At 45.2% G+C, this 17,410-nt stretch carries 16 protein-coding genes and 1 other RNA gene; 7 read left to right on the forward strand and 10 right to left on the reverse strand.

Annotated elements, in window-relative coordinates:
* Positions 1-81 precede the first annotated feature (81 nt).
* The 5 genes from IGI77_RS15830 to IGI77_RS15850 are packed head-to-tail and all read right to left on the reverse strand — an operon-like array spanning position 82 to position 3,593.
* Positions 82-747, reverse strand: coding sequence for a hypothetical protein (locus IGI77_RS15830; RefSeq protein ID WP_005227769.1), 666 nt, complete (start codon positions 745-747; stop codon positions 82-84).
* Positions 748-751: 4 nt separating this feature from the next.
* Positions 752-1,507: a 16S rRNA (uracil(1498)-N(3))-methyltransferase gene (locus IGI77_RS15835; RefSeq protein WP_015510470.1), complete on the reverse strand. Its 756-nt coding sequence runs from the start codon at positions 1,505-1,507 to the stop codon at positions 752-754.
* Position 1,508: 1 nt separating this feature from the next.
* A complete protein-coding gene (gene prmA, locus IGI77_RS15840; protein WP_438770334.1) occupies positions 1,509-2,456 on the reverse strand; it encodes a 50S ribosomal protein L11 methyltransferase in 948 nt (315 codons plus the stop codon).
* Positions 2,457-2,467: 11 nt separating this feature from the next.
* The gene (locus IGI77_RS15845) at positions 2,468-2,956 is read right to left on the reverse strand and encodes a DUF3013 family protein (protein ID WP_159160638.1); all 489 of its coding nucleotides are present in this window, start codon (positions 2,954-2,956) and stop codon (positions 2,468-2,470) included.
* A 16-nt stretch (positions 2,957-2,972) separates the two neighbouring features.
* On the reverse strand, positions 2,973-3,593 hold the full coding sequence (locus IGI77_RS15850) for a DNA-3-methyladenine glycosylase (RefSeq protein ID WP_010749036.1): 621 nt from the start codon (positions 3,591-3,593) through the stop codon (positions 2,973-2,975).
* A gap of 216 nt (positions 3,594-3,809) precedes the next feature.
* On the opposite strand from IGI77_RS15850, the gene IGI77_RS15855 reads away from it, so the two are divergent.
* From IGI77_RS15855 to IGI77_RS15870, 4 genes are all read left to right on the forward strand, one after another.
* Positions 3,810-5,087, forward strand: a complete 1,278-nt coding sequence (locus IGI77_RS15855; RefSeq protein ID WP_015510472.1) for a replication-associated recombination protein A — start codon at positions 3,810-3,812, stop codon at positions 5,085-5,087.
* An 85-nt stretch (positions 5,088-5,172) separates the two neighbouring features.
* Positions 5,173-5,367, forward strand: a non-coding RNA gene (gene ssrS, locus IGI77_RS15860) — 6S RNA.
* A 167-nt stretch (positions 5,368-5,534) separates the two neighbouring features.
* On the forward strand, positions 5,535-5,825 hold the full coding sequence (locus IGI77_RS15865; RefSeq protein ID WP_010749034.1) for a hypothetical protein: 291 nt from the start codon (positions 5,535-5,537) through the stop codon (positions 5,823-5,825).
* 64 nt (positions 5,826-5,889) lie between these two features.
* The gene (locus tag IGI77_RS15870; RefSeq protein ID WP_010749033.1) at positions 5,890-6,369 is read left to right on the forward strand and encodes a universal stress protein; all 480 of its coding nucleotides are present in this window, start codon (positions 5,890-5,892) and stop codon (positions 6,367-6,369) included.
* A 285-nt stretch (positions 6,370-6,654) separates the two neighbouring features.
* Here the strand turns inward: IGI77_RS15870 and IGI77_RS15875 are convergent, their stop codons facing one another.
* Positions 6,655-8,235 (reverse strand): ABC transporter, encoded by a 1,581-nt coding sequence (locus tag IGI77_RS15875; RefSeq protein ID WP_159160635.1) that lies wholly within the window; start codon positions 8,233-8,235, stop codon positions 6,655-6,657.
* Positions 8,236-8,991 (reverse strand): ABC transporter ATP-binding protein, encoded by a 756-nt coding sequence (locus IGI77_RS15880; protein ID WP_005227750.1) that lies wholly within the window; start codon positions 8,989-8,991, stop codon positions 8,236-8,238.
* A gap of 270 nt (positions 8,992-9,261) precedes the next feature.
* On the opposite strand from IGI77_RS15880, the gene IGI77_RS15885 reads away from it, so the two are divergent.
* The 3 genes from IGI77_RS15885 to abc-f all read left to right on the forward strand — a co-directional run bounded on the left by IGI77_RS15885 (position 9,262) and on the right by abc-f (position 13,159).
* Complete coding sequence (locus tag IGI77_RS15885) at positions 9,262-11,262, forward strand: KUP/HAK/KT family potassium transporter (protein WP_005227748.1); 2,001 nt, start codon at positions 9,262-9,264, stop codon at positions 11,260-11,262.
* 80 nt (positions 11,263-11,342) lie between these two features.
* Positions 11,343-11,471 (forward strand): hypothetical protein, encoded by a 129-nt coding sequence (locus IGI77_RS15890; protein WP_005233423.1) that lies wholly within the window; start codon positions 11,343-11,345, stop codon positions 11,469-11,471.
* A gap of 104 nt (positions 11,472-11,575) precedes the next feature.
* Complete coding sequence (gene abc-f, locus IGI77_RS15895) at positions 11,576-13,159, forward strand: ribosomal protection-like ABC-F family protein (protein WP_438770335.1); 1,584 nt, start codon at positions 11,576-11,578, stop codon at positions 13,157-13,159.
* Positions 13,160-13,254: 95 nt separating this feature from the next.
* On the opposite strand, the gene IGI77_RS15900 is transcribed toward abc-f, so the two are convergent.
* From IGI77_RS15900 to IGI77_RS15910, 3 genes are all read right to left on the reverse strand, one after another.
* A complete protein-coding gene (locus IGI77_RS15900) occupies positions 13,255-14,715 on the reverse strand; it encodes a peptide MFS transporter (protein WP_005227746.1) in 1,461 nt (486 codons plus the stop codon).
* Between the two features lie 359 nt (positions 14,716-15,074).
* The gene (locus IGI77_RS15905) at positions 15,075-16,259 is read right to left on the reverse strand and encodes an acetate/propionate family kinase (RefSeq protein ID WP_005233419.1); all 1,185 of its coding nucleotides are present in this window, start codon (positions 16,257-16,259) and stop codon (positions 15,075-15,077) included.
* Between the two features lie 24 nt (positions 16,260-16,283).
* Positions 16,284-17,288, reverse strand: coding sequence for a class I SAM-dependent methyltransferase (locus IGI77_RS15910; protein ID WP_008382040.1), 1,005 nt, complete (start codon positions 17,286-17,288; stop codon positions 16,284-16,286).
* Positions 17,289-17,410 lie beyond the last annotated feature (122 nt).

The raw sequence follows: 17,410 nt of genomic DNA on the forward strand, positions 1-17,410 counted from the left end.
ATGGGACTCCTGTCTAACCTGCAGTTCTTATTTAGTAGTATTATTATACAAATTTTTCAGCTATTTTTCAATCGCTGTTGTTCAAAGCACATCGGGCGACGGCTGGTCCTTAAGCAATTCTTCAAAAACATGATACGAGAGCCCGATTTTCTCAGCGCCAGCAGCCTGTAGTGATTGCAGCGCTTGTTCATCTACTGTGTCAGGATTGATCTGGATCGACAGTTGACTGCCGCCATCTAAGGAAAACAAGCTCACGTCATGCAATGCTTCTGCTAGTGGTTGTTTTTGCCCTAACACAATCTTTGGCCAAGCTTCTTCTTTCAAGCGTTGTGCTACTTGGATCTTCGTCAATTCATTCATGATCTCGGTTTGCACAGCTAAGCGGATCTCTCCTCCTGTCAAGGTCAAGGAGCGGATCGTTTCAGTCAGCTCCGCAAAGCCACGATCATTTTCCATGAAGGAAGAAGCTGGCAGCCAGACTTCCAAAAAATCGGCGCCTTCCATAAACGCCCGACCAATTTCAAACGCCACCTTTGCCAGTGTTCCTTGGGCAAGGGGGTAATCGATCACTGCGCCGATTTGTAGGGAAGAGCCTTGTGCCAAGATTTTCGCTCGCCGAATGGCACTAGGCAAAACGACGACTTCCTTTAAGGTCGTCTTATATTGATTGATAAAATCCTTCAAGACCCAGTCGGTCAGATCGGCCGTCAACAAACGGACACTGATTGCTTCTTGGTTCTTATTCATCAACTCACATCCTCTTTAATTCCGTTAGCACACTGACAGCACTTAAAAAATAAAACGGTGCTGTTTCTGTTCGTAAAATTCGAGGGCCTAACCCGCATAATTTGGCGTTGTTTTGCTGGGCTTCTTCGATTTCGGAGGGGGTCAGACCGCCTTCTGGACCAAAGATCGCTAAAACTTTGCTGCCAACAGGCAATGCGGTGATCACTTGCAGCAGCATCGCTGCTTCTCCTTGTTTGGCTGATTCTTCATAAGCCACTAGGACCGCATCATACTGACTGAGGCTTTGCCAAAATGCTTTGGCGTTATCCAGCAGCGTGATGGCTGGTGCGATCTGCCGTTGGGATTGCTCCGCCGCTTCTTGGGCGATTTTTTGCAGCCGCTGCTGCTTTTTCTGTAATTTCTTTTGATCCCATTTCACGACCGAAGTTTGCGCAGGAAAACCGATAAAGGCTGCCGCCCCCAGTTCCGTTCCTTTTTGAACGATCAAGTCCAGCTTGTCGCCTTTCGGGTAGCCGCTAGCGATCGTGACCTGCAGCGGCAATTCCTTGTCCTGCTGTTCTTTTTCGACTTCCTCTAAGTACACCGTTTCTTCATCGGCTTCTTTGATCTTGGCAATGATCGCCAAATGATCCTCAAAGACTAAACCGACTTTTGCCCCGGGAGTCATGCGCATCACTCGGATCATATGGTGGAAGGGTTCTCCCGAAACGGCAAACACCGCTTTTGCTTCATAAGGCTCCTGTAAAAAATATCGCTGCATCTTACTCTACCTCTGGTTTTTTAAAGGCGATCGCATACCAGTCTTTTTGATTGAACAATTGATCGATCTCAAAGCCTTGTGCGATCATGGCATCGATCACTAATTGTTTTTTCGTCTCAATGATCCCAGAAACGATCAAGGTCCCTTCTTGCTTCAATAGACGCCACGCATCAGGGATCATCAATAAAATGATGTCCGCTAAAATATTAGCAACGATAAGATCAGCAGGGACCGTCACTCCTTGCAAGAGATCATTGGCCTGCACGGTCACATCGTGAGCAATAGGGTTCATCGCCATATTTTCTTGGGCGGACCTCACAGCGACTTCATCTAGATCATAAGCGAACACGTCTTTGGCACCTAAATATTTACTGGCGATACTCAACACGCCTGAGCCCGTCCCGACATCTAAGACGGTTTCACCGCCTCGCAAGTAGACTTCTAGGGCTTGTAATGTCAAGCGTGTCGTAGGATGCGTGCCGGTTCCAAAAGCCATCCCCGGATCAAGGGTGATGATCTTTTCCTCTTCTTGCAGCGGTTGATAGTTTTCCCAGCTCGGCACGATCGTCAGATAGCGGGAGATACGGACTGGATGGTAATATTTTTTCCAGGCCGTCGCCCATGCTTCTTCCACGACCTCGCTCGTTGTGATGGTGTTTTTGCCGATCGCCAAACCATATTCTGGCAGACGGTCGATGGCTGCTTTGATCATCGGCAGCACTTCTGGTAAAAAGATCGTCTCTGGGAAATAGGCACTGACTTGGGCGCCTTCTTCTAAGGTCGTATAGGTTTCTTTATCCAAAATTTCGCCATACGCATCGCTTTTAAAATTTTCGATATCTAAAACGTCCTCGATCGCTACCCCACTTGCTCCGTGTTCCATTAAAATATTGGCGACTGCTTCCACTGCTTCGCTAGCTGTCGCTACGGTTACTTCATTCCATTTCATGTTCGTTCTCCTTAGTAACTAGGGTACGGGATCATGGTTTCCCCAGCTCCCGCTTGATAGTTCGTCATTTTCTCCACAAATTCTTCTTCGTTGAATCGCAATTCAAAGATCGCTTCTTCACTGTCATCGTTCAAGAAATCAAGCAGATCGCTTTGGCCTTCTTCTAAAATTTCTTGAATGTAATCAACCAATCCGTCTAACAAGGCTTTTTGGATCCCTTTTTTCCCTGCATAAGGGATCGTCGCTAAATAATCTTCTTCATCAAACGTTGATTTTTGTGGATCATACAGCAAAATCCCATCTTCAAATTCAATGATCGCTTCTTCTGATGCCACACCTTGTGCATCGTCGATCTGCACGTGGTGAGGATTTTCAGCAAACAAGCGCAGCACCAATTCGATCGTATGATTTTTGGCATCCCAATCGATCGCCACATCATAGTCGGTGATTTTTTTCGTTAATCGGTGATCTAAGTAAGTCAATATCGTTTCTTTCGCCATCACTATTCCTTCTTTCTTAACACCATCCATGGTCTTGCTGAACAGCGGTTTTTCGTATATTTGTCAAATACGGATTGCCAGCCACCGCAAAACGAAGCGGCATCTGGGTCCATTCCCCTTTATTTGGGATACCAATCCGAGGCAATGCCAAAATTTCTTTTGGGGTACGTCGGCGCTCAGGAACCAAATGCAGTGGGCTTGTAAAAATCGATTCTCCATAAAGCTCAGCGGGGATCTGCAGTGCCTGTACCAGTTTCCCGGGGCCGTTGGCTACATCCGGTCCTGTTTTTTGTCGTTGTTGCTCCATCAAAGCGATCCCATCCACCGGTTCTAGCCCGCGAATCATGATTCCTTGCGGGATGCCTTTTGGCTGCGTAATAAAGTTGACGATTCGATGCGTATGCATCGTATATAAATAAATCGTACCTGGTTCCTGATACATCGCCCGAACCCTTGGTGTGTTTCGCATGCCCACACTATGAGCCGCCAAATCATCGGGACCTAGATACGCTTCACAATCCACGATATACCCACCTACTGTTCCTTCTGGGGTCTCATGTTCCAAATACATTCCTAATAAGGCACGTGCGATGGTCGTTGTCGGCTGTGTCGCAAAAAGTGCCATTAATTCATCCATTCTCATCACCCTCTTTATTCTACACAATTCTCGACGAACTTACTATCTTTGACTACAGAGTTACGACGATCTCAACGATTTCTTTTCAACGAACCTGATTTTTGCTGACTGAGTGGAAAATAAGCGCCCTTTTGTTTCTGTAAAGACGCAAATCAGCTTGTTTATGAGAATATACGTTCTTATGTTATACTTACAGGAAAAGGAGAGGATCGTTTTATGCAGCAGCCACTTGCTTATCGAATGCGGCCACGGAACTTAGATGAAGTCGTCGGACAGCAGCATTTGGTTGGCCCGGGGAAAATCATTCGCCGAATGGTCGAAGCCAAAATGCTTTCTTCGATGATCCTATACGGACCGCCGGGAACCGGAAAAACCAGCATTGCCAGTGCGATCGCCGGCTCGACACGCTATGCGTTTCGCATGCTGAACGCCGCCACAGATACAAAAAAAGACCTGCAGATCGTGGCAGAGGAAGCCAAAATGAGCGGTACTGTCATTTTACTGCTTGATGAAGTCCATCGACTAGACAAGACAAAACAAGACTTTTTACTGCCCCATTTAGAAAGCGGCAAGATCATTATGATCGGTGCCACGACGGAAAATCCCTACATTACGATCAATCCAGCGATTCGCAGTCGGACACAGATTTTTGAAGTCAAACCGCTCCAAGAAGAAGATATTTTGACCGCCATTGATCAAGCCTTAGCAGATGAAACTCGCGGACTTGGATCAGAAACCATCGTATTGACCGATGATGCCCGCTTGCATCTCTCGCGAGCGACCAACGGCGATTTACGAAGTGCGCTAAACGGCTTAGAGCTCGCTGCTCGTTCCACCCCAAAAGGACCAGACGGCATTATTCATTTGACCTTAGCGATCATCGAAGAGTGCGTCCAGCGTAAAGCATTGACCCACGATAAAGATGGGGATGCGCACTATGATGTGATCTCTGCTTTTCAAAAATCGATTCGCGGCAGCGATGTGGATGGTGCGCTGCATTACTTAGGTCGTTTAGTAGAGGCAGGCGATCTGGCGATCATTTGTCGGCGCTTGATGGTCATCGGCTATGAAGACATTGGTTTAGCTAACCCAGCAGCCGCTGCTCGAACCGTCAATGCTGTGTTAGCCGCTGAACGTTTGGGCTTGCCAGAAGCTCGGATTCCGTTAGCCGATACAGTGGTCGATCTATGTCTGTCACCAAAATCCAACTCTGCCTACATGGCATTGGATGCAGCGATCGCAGATATTCGCAGCGGTAAAGCTGGCGATGTCCCGGATCATTTACGAGACAGTCATTACAAGGGTGCCCAAAGCTTGAATCGGGGTGTCGGCTATCAATACCCACATAATTTTGATGATGCCTGGGTCGATCAGCAATACTTACCTGATAAGCTGAAAAATACTCATTATTACCAACCAAAAGCCACTGGTAAATATGAGCAAGCCTTAGGTCAACGGTACCAACAATTGCAGCAGCGAAAGAAAAAAAACTAGGTACTTAAAAAAAATAGCGACTTTTTGGTATCGTTTTCAAACAACTTTATTGCACCTTCGTCATTCCTATGCTACTATAAGGGTGGGAATTCTGTGATGTACGAGTTGTCCCTTTTGTGTGTTGACCGAACATTTTTATTGATATCTTGGGATCCGTCTTGTGTCAATGCTGGTAACATGCCTTTTCCTTTGGTAGTTCGAAGCTTAGACCGTGGAACCCACCTGCTAGAATTTGCGGGATCAATACTATGGGAAAAAGAACGGCATCAACGGATATTACCCATTCTTTTTAGAATGTGCCATCTGTTTTTAACAGATGGCTTTTTTGCGTTTTCTAACCGATAGCAACAGTGAAACGTCCTTGCCTGACATCAGAGTAAGGGTGGCTTTTGCTATTCTTTCTAGGGTTCGCTATACTAAACTTATCAACTTAGGACAGGATGGCGTATGTTTATGATTCTTCTATTATTTACGATCGTGGCACTCGTATTATTCGGCACCAGTTATTTGCTTTATGCCAAACAAGCGATTTTTTTCACTTTGATCCCTACCACCGAGGCGAATAAGGTCTTCTTAAAAACCTATAGTCTCATTCATTTCCTTTTAGGCGTGGTGGCATTGGTTGTGGGCTTTGTCGATAAGGAGCTGATTGCCTTGTTTTATTTGGCTTTATTGCTGCTCTCTTCCGCATCTTTCAGCATCTTGTTGGCACAAAAAATGAAAAAAAAGAAAGATTAGGTTTTCTTTTTCCAGAAAAAAGCATTACAATAAAAGTAGAAGATAACAGATGGGAGTGTTTCTTATGTTACAACAATATCAACGAATCATGGTAGCCGTCGATGGGTCTAGCGAGTCAGAATTAGCCTTCAAAAAAGCCGTGAACGTGGCACAGCGGAATGATTCTGAATTGGTTTTAGCACATGTGATCGACACTCGTGCCTTTCAAACCGTTTCTTCTTTTGACGGCATGCTTGCTGAACAAGCAACCGAAATGGCCAAACAAACCTTGAAAGACTATGAGGATTATGCCCGCAAGCATCAAGTAACTGCGGTCAAAACGGTGATCGAATACGGCTCGCCAAAACCGATCATTGCCAAACAATTGCCAGAAGATCACGACATCGATTTGATTATGATCGGTGCCACTGGTTTAAATGCCGTGGAACGAATCTTTATCGGTTCCGTTTCTGAGTATGTCATTCGCCATGCCGGCTGTGATGTGTTAGTTGTACGGACAGACCTAGAAAACAAAGTCCCAGCAAAAGACCACACGAAAGCTTAATAGTGAGACGACCTGCCGCTGCTTGGCAGGTTTTTTTTGTACAAAAAAAACCGTGACAAAAGCAAAAGAGGCAACGAGCGCTCAGGTCTCATTGGTCTTTTTGACTTTGGTCACAGCTCTTTGACAAGTCGGTTATCCAAACTTGTACAGCAAAAAATGAAAGCAAAGTAATAGGTACTCCTATCTAACCATGTTTCCGCTTGATTGTAAATAGTTTTTCTGAATTTTCTGAATAAATAGTTAATTTACCCATCCTTAAATAAAAAAAGCAAAGCGTCGCTTCCCTTAGGAAAAACGACGCCAAAATCTATGGTGATAATGGGCTATCCAAAGGACGCTGGTCAAGAGGATCACAAAGAAAACCGGACCATTCAATAACCAAAAATCAACCGAAGTCGCAGCAAAGCCGTAAAGAATGATAACAATGATGGAAAGAAACAGCGTTGCGATCGTTCCAATGGCTAACCCAAGACTCCCCGCCCCTCTCGTAAACAATTGACTGATGTTGGTCCAATCCAAAAGCAGCAGCCGATAATCACGAGCAAAATATTTCAAGCACAAAAGAAAACTGCTCCAAAGTGCCCCGATTAGAAAAGAGACAGCCAAAATCAGCGGCATTTTGAACAGAAGGACTGCTGCCAGCACGATGACTGCCGTTAAGCTCAGCTGCAAAACGACCCCAAAGCGGAATTTTTCCCGCAAGTAGCGCTTCATCGATAGCGGCAAGGAGCGGACAAACAAGAAATTCTCCTGATCCAGTGAGATCAAATTACTGATAAAAGAAGTCGGGTTGACCATCAATGCTGCCAAGGCGATCCCCGCCACAAAAACGACACCGATAAACCGCTCATCCAATTCACTTAACTGAATCGCTCCTGTAAACACAAAGGACACTAAGAAAATAATGGGCATCAGCAACGAAGAAGAAAAGACTTGCATGATCAAATTCGGATCTCGGATCAACTGCGAATTGTAATTAAACAACAGCTGGCCCAAGCCTTGATTGGGTTTATGCTTCCGACGAACACTCCCTTGGTTGGGTGCCGCGGCTGCCACTTGCTCATAAAACTTCGGCAAGATCAATCGATAGAGGGCAAAAAGCAACACGCCTGCTGTGGCGATGATCCCTAGCAAGCTAAGCAAACCAGTCGTTTGAAACGGTGCCACCATCACATAATAAAAGGGCAATAAAAAGCTGATCGCTCCCCGATCTACCACGTCTGTCTCATAAGTATTCACCTGATTCATCATTAAGACCCCGATCACAACAACCAGCATCGTCACGCCTAGCAATAAACTAGTGACCAATTTTTTATGCTTCAAGAAAAACTTGGTGCGCGTCAGGCTGAAGACGATCAAGCTGCAAATGCTGAAGATCAAGACTAAAAACAAGCCGAACAGCAAGAACGCCCATAAGATCGTCAGCAAGAAAAAGACATTTGCCCGAATCCCTGTCAGGAGAAATAAGACCAACAGAGGGAAAATAAACGGCGCAACGGTGAGAAATACCACCACGATCTTTGCCAGAAAAATTTCACTCTGTCGAAAGGGCAGCGGCAAATACGCTGGCAGATCTTGACTCTCGAAAAAAACATTGTAAATGGACGAAATCCCTTGGGAAAAGCCTAAGATCCCGAACAAAGCGACATAAGCGGTAAAAAAGCCTGGCATCTGACTAAAATCCAATGTGATCATCGTCAACCCATAGACTAGCAGAAACACTACCCCAGAAAGCGCATATTGAAACAACAAATAACTGGTCAAGGTCGAACCAGCCTTGCCTTTTTTGCGGGCTTTGTCTGTCAATTGGGGATTGGCATACCGCAAATTAACGGAGGTCAGCGTCAGAAATTGTTGTTTTCGCATCTACGCTTCCTCCGCTTCTGCAAGAATCGCTTCTTCTTGACTTCTCCCAGTCATTTGCAGATAGATCGTTTCCAAAGAAAGCGACGGATGCTGTGCCAGCAAATCTGCCACTGAGCCATTGTACAGCAGCTCGCCTTTTTTCAAAATCGCCAATTGATCACACAACTGCTGGGCGGTGTCTAAGACGTGGGTGGAAAAAATCACGGTCTTGCCCTTGGCAGCATGCTGTTTCATCATTTCTTTTAAATCATACGCCGCTTGGGGATCTAAGCCTTGTAACGGTTCATCCAAGATCCAAATGTCAGGATCGGGGATCAATGCCCCAATCAGCAGCGTTTTTTGCCGCATTCCATGGGAAAAGCTGGCGATGGTCTCTTCTTCATGAGACAGCATATCAAACAAGCGCCCTAATTTTTGCAAACGCTCGGCCTTTTCCGCTGCTGGCACCTCATACGCGGCGGCAATCAAGTCCCAATACTCCCCTGCCGTTAGCTGTAAAAACAAATCGGGGGTGTCCGGCACATAAGCAATTTGTTTTTTTATCGCTTCGCGATGTTCCACGAGGGATTGGCCATCAAAATAGATTTCCCCACTCGTCGGTTGCAAAATACTCACTAAGCTTTTGATCGTGGTCGACTTCCCTGCTCCGTTGTGTCCCAGAAAGCCAAAGATCTCCCCTTGACGGATCGTCAGAGAAAGATCAGACAACGCTTTTTTTGGTCCATACTGTTTCGTCAGATTCTTGATCTCAATCATTTTCCTGCCTCCTTATTCCATACCTATTGTTATCTTACGCTGAAAAGCAGGAAATGAAAAATGTTTATTGCCATTTTTAACAAATCAATTGACAGGAGCTGTAAAAACAAAGATAATAAGAGCACTTTAGGGGAGTAGCACATGGATCGTTCCATGATCTTAGATCAACAGCAAGCGGGAATCCGCTGGTTTAAGATGTTTCTTGCAAGACCTAAGTGGCAAGGGGCCGCTTAGGTCTTTTTGCAGTTTAAAATGGAGGGAAAACAGTCAATGAGTTCAAGTAAAATGAAAAAAGTGACCGCCGGCGGACTTTTAGTCGCCATGGGGGTGGTCTACGGTGATATCGGTACGAGCCCGCTTTACGTAATGAAAGCCTTGGTGGAGGACAATGGCGGACTACGCACCTTAACACCCGATTTTATCTTAGGCAGCGTCTCGCTCGTCTTTTGGACGCTAACGCTGTTAACGACGATCAAGTACGTCTTGATCGCATTAAACGCGGATAATCATGGAGAAGGCGGGATTTTCTCCCTTTATACCCTAGTTCGTAAAAACAGCCGCTATTTGATTATTCCAGCAATCATCGGGGGCGCAGCCCTGCTAGCAGATGGCGTGTTGACGCCAGCCGTGACGGTGACCACTGCCATCGAAGGATTACGGGGGATTCCAGTCTTTTTTGATCGCTTCGGCAATGATCAATCGATCATCGTCGGCATCACCTTAGCAATCTTATTGGTCCTCTTTGCCCTGCAGCGCTTTGGGACTGAGTTTGTCGGCAAAGCCTTCGGACCGATCATGCTAGGCTGGTTCACCTTCTTAGGCATCGTCGGTGTGATGAACTTTGCTGGTGACCTTTCGGTGATTCGCGCCCTTGATCCCCGTTATGCAATCAATCTGCTCTTTAGTCCCGATAACAGTGCCGGTCTCTTTATTCTCGGCAATATCTTTTTGGCAACGACTGGTGCGGAAGCCCTCTACTCAGACTTAGGTCACGTGGGCAAGAAAAACATTTATGCCAGCTGGCCCTATATCAAAATCTGCTTGATGCTGAATTACTTTGGTCAAGCTGCGTGGTTGCTGCAAGTCTATCAAAACCCGACTTATCAAGAAATCGAAAACTTGAATCCATTCTTCCAAGCGTTGCCGCAAGGGTGGACAGTCTTCGGCGTCAGCTTTGCCACCCTCGCTGCCATCATAGCTTCGCAAGCCCTGCTGTCTGGCTCCTTTACCTTGGTTTCTGAAGCCATCAAGTTGAAACTATTGCCGCGGATGCAAATCATCTATCCGGGGGCGTCTATCGGGCAAATGTACATTCCTGCCTTGAACACCTTGCTGTGGATCGCCTGTTCTGGCGTGGTCTTGTTCTTCCAGACCTCTACTCGGATGGAAGCTGCTTATGGATTGGCCATTACGGTAACGATGTTGATGACCACTATTTTGCTGTATTTCTACTTGCATCAAAACAAGAAGACCCGTTTCTTGGCACCGTTCATCACGCTCTTTTTTGCAGCGATCGAGGGGATTTTCTTTATCTCCAGTGCGACCAAATTTTTCCATGGCGGTTACGTTGCCATCTTGTTAGCCAGCGTGATCATCGGCGTGATGCTGATTTGGGAATGGGGCAATCGTATTCAAGAAAATGCTGCCGAAGAAGTTGCACTTTCTACCTACATCCCTCAATTGAAACAGTTGCGGGAAGATGATTCTTTGCCGTTATCTCAGACGAACGTCGTCTTCATGGTTCCTAAACTGCAAGACGATCAGATCGGTCAGCAGTTCATCTATTCCATTTTAGACAAACGGCCAAAGCGTGCCAAAGTGTATTGGTTCGTCAATGTGGAAGTCACCGATGAACCCTATACGAAAAAATATGAAGTTTCGATGGCAGATACCGATTTTATCGTTAAACTAAAGCTTTATCTCGGCTTTCGGGTGCCGCAAGAAGTCAATCTCTACATTCGCCAAATCATTCAAGAATTAATGAAAGATGGTCGCTTGCCGCTGCAGCCGCAACGCTACTCCTTAACGCCTGGACGCAATGTGGGTGATTTCCAATTCGTGATGATCGAAGAAGAGCTGTCGAATGCAACTGCATTAAGCAAATGGCAGAAGCAAGTCATGCAGACGAAGCTTTTTATCAAACGCCATACCATTTCACCTGAACGCTGGTTCGGCTTAGAATACAGCGATGTGGTTCATGAGACCGTTCCATTAGTCATCGGTCAGATGAAAGAAAGCTCTCTGACAGAATTACGCATCGAGGAACGCTAAGAAACCGCCAGTACTGGTTGAACTTTCTAATACTTTCAGGTACACTGAAAAGACAAAGACACAAAGGAGGGGAAACTACCATGATGCGCATGACTAAAATAACAAGTAATGAAAATTACCAACGATACCATATCGCATTTAGCCATGCAATTGGTTTTACAGTTGCTGTTGACGGGACGAGTCTGTCCAAAACAGTGAAATTTACGTAAAATCAATGGCCATCTCAAGGTATTTTTCTCAAGAGAATCTGAGTTTAAATAACACTGGCCATGGATATCCATGGCCTTTTTGAGTGGTCTCAAGGAGAGAGATCATGATCATACAAGCAATTGCTATTAAAAAAACCATCGGCGGGAATCCGTTATTTGAGGAGTTATCCTGCCAAATCGAAGCTGGGGAAAAAATTGCCCTAGTCGGCATCAACGGAACGGGCAAATCAACCTTTTTACAAATCTTGACTGGCGCTGAAGGCGTCGACAGTGGCGTTATTAGCCGCCAAAAAGGCTTGAGGATCGGGACGGTCGAGCAAGAGCTGACCGTTTCTGAAGCAACCGTTACCCAGTACCTGCTCCATTCTGCTGCTACCATTCAAGAACTCAAACAACAAATGAGTCATTACGAAGCCCTGATGGCAGAACCCAATACTGATTTAGAGAAGTATCTGATCCGTTATGGCGAGTTGCAGCAGCGCTTTGAAGAGTTGGGCGGTTATGGATTAGAAGACCGAATTTCCGCGATCTTACAAGGCTTAGGAATTCCCCATCGACAGGACGCACGCTTAACAGACCTTAGCGGCGGTGAACGGGTCAAAGTCGCTTTAGCTAAAGTGTTAGTTGCCGATGCTGACCTGCTGTTACTGGATGAACCAACCAATCACTTGGATCTTTCCAGTATTCGCTGGTTGGAAAATTATTTACAGAATACGAAAAAAGCGGTTCTAGTCGTTTCGCACGATCGGCACTTTCTCGATCAAGTCACCACCAAGACCTGGGAACTGGAAGAAGGCGCCTTGGTTGAGTATCCTGGAAATTACAGCCGATTTCGTGTCTTAAAAGAAGCTCGCTTGGCGGAGCTGACCAAAAATTACGAACTGCAGCAAAAAGAAGTCCAGCGGCTGAAAGTCATGATTCGTCGGTTTCGTCAGTGGGGCCATGAAGGAGACAATGAATCCTTCTTCAAAAAAGCCAAAGAATTGGAACGCCGCCTAGCGAAACTTACACTGGTCAAACCGCCAGCGCCCCCGAAAAATCGGCTGCAAGGCTTGGCAAATGGCGGAAAATCAGGCAAAGAGGTGTTCATCGTTCGCGACTTGCACCAGCAATATGCCGATCAGCTCCTATTCAAAGACAGTAGTTTTGCAATCTACCGTGGGGAGCATCTAGCCATCATCGGCGACAATGGTACCGGAAAATCAACCTTACTCAAATTACTTCTCGGTGAGGAGCTTCCTAGCGGCGGCACTATCAAGCGCGGCAGCAGCTTACAAATCGGCTATTTGCCCCAACAGCTGCAGTTTGCCGATCCTGAGAGTCGCTTGTTGGCCTACGTACAGACGTTGACAGGAAACGAAGAGGCTGCTCGTCGGCAATTGGCCAAAAGTGGGTTTTATCAAAGTGATGTGGCCAAACGAATCAAAGATTTATCTGGTGGTGAAAAAATCCGTTTGGCGTTACTGAAACTCTTTTTAGAAAAAATCAACGTCCTGATTTTGGATGAACCAACCAATCACCTCGACAGCTATGCCCGAGAAGAAATTGAAGAAATGCTGCAAGATTATCAAGGGACCCTGTTGGCGGTCAGCCATGACCGCTACTTTTTACAGCAGCACTTCCAAGAAGCTCTGGTCATTGCACAGCAGCAGATCACGCGCCAGCCATTGAGCCCCTTGATTGATTAAGAGATTGATTCGCAACAAAAAAACTTGATTTTCCTACCGTATGCATGGGTTGTTCAATCCATGCATAGGCGGAAAATCAAGTTTTTATTTTTTGATCAATGAATGTTGCCGATCAAGTTGCGGATCGGTTTTCTAGCTAAATACAAGATGATACCGACAACAACGGCTACTCCGCCGACGATGCCATAGTACATCCCTTCTGTTTGCGGTGTGTAGAACCGAGCGATTTGCGCATTGATGGCTTGTGAAGAAGCGTCTGCTAACAACCAAATCGCCAAGGTTTGTGCTTCGAAGGCTTTCGGCGCAAGTTTAGTCGTCACCGACAAGCCCACCGGTGAAAGACACATTTCCCCTGCAATCATAATGAAGAAGCTCAATACCAACCATAATGGGCTGACCCGTTCTTCTACTCCAAACAAGAGGCTTGGCAGCATTAGCAATAGAAAGGACAAACCGGCTAAGACTAAACCGATGGCAAACTTCACTTCTGTCCGTGGCTGACGAGAGCCTAGTTTGGTCCACAACCAGACAAAGACAGGTGTCAATAAGACGACAAAAAGTGGATTTAAGGTTTGATACAAACTTGCTGGAATATTGATGCCGAATAACGTTGATTGCGTACGGTCAGCGGCAAACAATGCCAAGATCGATGAGCCTTGTTCTTCCAATGACCAAAAGACGATCGCTGACAAAAACAGCGGAATGTAGGCCAACACTTTTTTCTTTTCATCTGGTGTGACATCTTTCGAACGGAGCATTTTGGTAAAGTAGTAGATCGGTAAGAAAATACCTAGAACACTGATAAAGTTGATGAAGAAATCCACCGTCAGATGGCCAGTTGCAGCTGCTGCGCCAAACAACACTGCCAATGCGAGAAGAACCAGAACGACTGCTCGGAAGAAGGTTTTCTTTTCGGCTGCCGATAAGGGATTCGTTGGCGCGATCGCTACACTTTTCAACGTGGTTTTTCCTTGCACATAATACTGCACCAAACCGATGAACATCCCGATAGCAGCAATCGAAAAGCCTAAGTGGTAGTTGACCTCTTGTCCTAAGATTCCGACGATAATCGGTGCTAACAAGCCGCCAATATTGATCCCCATGTAGAAAATCGAGAAACCAGCATCCCGACGGATATCGTCTTTGCTGTATAAATGCCCCACCATACCCGACACGTTGGATTTCAAGAGTCCGGTTCCGATGACGATCAGCATCATGGACACAAACAACGCTGGAATCCCTAAAGGTGTTGCCAAAACGATGTGTCCTAACATGATCAAGATCCCACCATAAAAGACGGATTTATTTGATCCTAACAGACGGTCCGAGATCCAGCCGCCAACAATACTTGACATATACACTAAGGAACCGTAAATCGACATGATCGCCACAGCCGTTCCTTTTGGCAACCCTAAGCCGCCGTTGGCAACTGCATCGTACATGAAGTACACCAAAATCGCCCGCATACCATAATAACTGAATCGTTCCCACATTTCCGTGAAGAATAAAGTCGACAGCCCTCGCGGCTGACCTAAGAATGTTTTTTCTTTTTCCATATGTAATGGCCCCTTATAAAAATTAATGAAAATAAAATAGCGGAATTTTTCTGAAAATTCACAAATGCCAGTTTATTCCCATTTGGCAACTTTTACAAGGGTATTTCTCTGAGAACACCTTGTAAAAAAGGAGGGAAATTTAAATTCAAATGAAAGCAAAATGAGAAGCCCTCCACCTAGGTGCAGTATGAGCCAATTCTCATATGTATAATTATTAAATTATCTGTTTAAAAAATTAGAAAATGGTCTTCACCAATTTTTCTCTCTAGCCCCATTTTGCGGACTTTCCTACAAAAAAAACACATGCAAGCATTTCTCTTGCATGTGTTTCAGCTTCTATTTCTAAAGAATGTTTTCGCTTAGCCGCGTAAACGTTCCACATCGCGAGCGATCATTAATTCTTCATCTGTTGGGATCAAAAGTACTTTGACTTTTGACTCTTCAGTTGAGATCACTAATTCTTCGCCGCGTTTTGCATTTTGATCGGCATCTAATTCGCAACCAAACCAAGTCATGCCTTTGATAACTTCGCTGCGGACGTGGGCATCATTTTCACCGATACCAGCAGTAAAGACGATCGCATCAACACCGTTCATGGTTGTGACATAGCCACCGATGTATTTACGGATGCGGTCAGTAAAGACGTCATAAGCAACTTTGACTTCTTCTTTGTCATAGTTTGCTTCTAGATCGCGCATGTCGCTGGAAATACCAGTTAAACCTAATAAACCAGATTTTTTGTTTAAAACATCCACCATTTCATCGATATTCAAATCTAATTTTTCCATTAAGTAAGGCAAAACAGCAGGATCGATGTCACCTGAACGTGTGCCCATCGTTACACCAGCTAATGGCGTGAAGCCCATTGATGTATCTACTGATTTTCCGCCGTCAACCGCAGTGATCGACGCACCGTTCCCTAGATGGCAAGTGATGATTTTTAATTCTTCGATTGGTTTACCTAACATTTCTGCTGCACGCTCAGAAACATAACGGTGGCTTGTACCGTGGAAGCCGTATTTACGTACTTTAAATTCGTTATAGTACTCTAATGGCAAGCTGTATAGGTAATTGTGTTTTGGCATCGTTGCATGGAAAGAAGTATCAAAAACAGCGACACTGATGATTTCTGGCAAGATTTTTTTGAAAGCAGTGATCCCCATCAAGTTTGCTGGGTTGTGTAATGGCGCAAATTCAGCCAATGCTTGGATGCGTTCCATCACTTCGTCTGTGATCACAACTGAATCAGGGAAATCTTCTCCGCCGTGAACGACGCGGTGACCGACGCCAGTGATTTCATCATAGGCACCTAAAATGTTTAATTCGATCAGTTGATCCAATAACATTTTTACAGCTACTTCGTGATCGTTGATGTCGATGATTTGTTCGAATTTTTGATCTTCCCCATATTTGATGGTAAAGATAGAATCTTTCAAACCGATTCGTTCAACGATTCCTTTAGCGACAACTGTTTCCTCTGGCATTTGATATAATTGCCATTTTAAACTTGAACTTCCAGCATTGATTGCGATTGTTTTTGACATGATGATCTCCTTATCCGAATTATATTACAGATTTGCTGCTTTCCAAGCCGCAAATTGTTCAAAAAGTTTTGTGATGTTCTTTGGTTCTTTCAGTGAGGCTAGCTTGACCAGCAAGACTTCGTCTGCTTGTTTGCTTGTCCCTCCATGGTTTTGTAAAAGCAAAATACTTTTACGTGAATGTTCATTTTTAAAGAGTTCTTCAGGAAGCTGAATCATTCCTTGCAAATAAACCTTTTCTTTCAGCCATTTTTTCAAAAATTCACTCTGTTCCGTTTCCAAGAAGTTGCTTGGTACTAAGAACAAACCGTAACCGCCAGCTTTGACATAGTTCATCGCTTGTTCCATCAACAAATGATGGGCGTAACTGTGCCCTTCTGGAGCCGCCGTAATGAAGCTGCGGGCTTTGTCATCTTGTGGGTAATAGCCCACCGGTAGATCGCTGATCGCCAGATCCATCGGTTCGATCAAAAGCTCTTGCAAGCCATCTTGATGGAACAAATGCAAGGGCGCTTTGGTCCATTCGCCAGTCGCAGCTGCGATCGCCAACAAGGTTTCGTCAATATCCACACCGGTTCCTTCTACTGGACGCTTCGCTAATTGCAGATTCAGCAAGACTGTCAATAAGAGATTCCCCATGCCTACCGATAAATCAAGAAGTTTCACTGGTTGGTCGGCACTACTCAACTGCTCGATCAAATAGACGAATAAAAACCCAAGACTATCTGGTGTCAGTTGGTGATTGGCCTGCAGGCGCTCCGTTTGGCTGCCTTTCAACAAAACCAACTGCGCAAGCTTGCGTTTTTCTTCTGCCGATAGTTCCATTGCTCGAATTTCTTGATAGATGGTTTCTAAACGAGCAGCAGTTGCTTCATCTGGTACCCCATCGATCACGCGAACTTGGTATTGATCAACAAAATTTTCGATCGTCTCTACGTAAGCATCAAAAAAAGACGTTTCCAATGCGTTTTGAAGCAGTTGGATCGCTTCAACGGTCAAATGAAAAGACGTTTCCATTTTTTCTGCGGACATCTTGCACCTCTTTTCAAAACTATAACAACATATATACCTGTTTAATTTTAGCCGATTCATCCAAAATAATCAATCGCTTTCGTTTAGAATAATTTGTGAAGCTGTAAACATTCTTTTTCTAT

Origin of the sequence: Enterococcus sp. DIV0213h (assembly GCF_051711285.1) — a bacterium.
Classification (GTDB): domain Bacteria; phylum Bacillota; class Bacilli; order Lactobacillales; family Enterococcaceae; genus Enterococcus_D; species Enterococcus_D casseliflavus.

Bases quoted from the DNA above. Each gene is read 5' to 3' on its own strand.
- IGI77_RS15910 (WP_008382040.1), bottom strand. From the start codon at position 17,288: ATGTCCGCAGAAAAAATGGAAACGTCTTTTCATTTGACCGTTGAAGCG.
- IGI77_RS15855 (WP_015510472.1), top strand. From the start codon at position 3,810: ATGCAGCAGCCACTTGCTTATCGAATGCGGCCACGGAACTTAGATGAA.
- prmA (WP_438770334.1), bottom strand. From the start codon at position 2,456: ATGAAATGGAATGAAGTAACCGTAGCGACAGCTAGCGAAGCAGTGGAA.
- IGI77_RS15835 (WP_015510470.1), bottom strand. From the start codon at position 1,507: ATGCAGCGATATTTTTTACAGGAGCCTTATGAAGCAAAAGCGGTGTTT.
- IGI77_RS15885 (WP_005227748.1), top strand. From the start codon at position 9,262: ATGAGTTCAAGTAAAATGAAAAAAGTGACCGCCGGCGGACTTTTAGTC.
- IGI77_RS15875 (WP_159160635.1), bottom strand. From the start codon at position 8,235: ATGCGAAAACAACAATTTCTGACGCTGACCTCCGTTAATTTGCGGTAT.
- IGI77_RS15900 (WP_005227746.1), bottom strand. From the start codon at position 14,715: ATGGAAAAAGAAAAAACATTCTTAGGTCAGCCGCGAGGGCTGTCGACT.
- abc-f (WP_438770335.1), top strand. From the start codon at position 11,576: ATGATCATACAAGCAATTGCTATTAAAAAAACCATCGGCGGGAATCCG.
- IGI77_RS15890 (WP_005233423.1), top strand. From the start codon at position 11,343: ATGATGCGCATGACTAAAATAACAAGTAATGAAAATTACCAACGATAC.
- IGI77_RS15850 (WP_010749036.1), bottom strand. From the start codon at position 3,593: ATGGATGAATTAATGGCACTTTTTGCGACACAGCCGACAACGACCATC.
- IGI77_RS15870 (WP_010749033.1), top strand. From the start codon at position 5,890: ATGTTACAACAATATCAACGAATCATGGTAGCCGTCGATGGGTCTAGC.
- IGI77_RS15830 (WP_005227769.1), bottom strand. From the start codon at position 747: ATGAATAAGAACCAAGAAGCAATCAGTGTCCGTTTGTTGACGGCCGAT.
- IGI77_RS15880 (WP_005227750.1), bottom strand. From the start codon at position 8,991: ATGATTGAGATCAAGAATCTGACGAAACAGTATGGACCAAAAAAAGCG.
- IGI77_RS15845 (WP_159160638.1), bottom strand. From the start codon at position 2,956: ATGGCGAAAGAAACGATATTGACTTACTTAGATCACCGATTAACGAAA.
- IGI77_RS15865 (WP_010749034.1), top strand. From the start codon at position 5,535: ATGTTTATGATTCTTCTATTATTTACGATCGTGGCACTCGTATTATTC.
- IGI77_RS15905 (WP_005233419.1), bottom strand. From the start codon at position 16,259: ATGTCAAAAACAATCGCAATCAATGCTGGAAGTTCAAGTTTAAAATGG.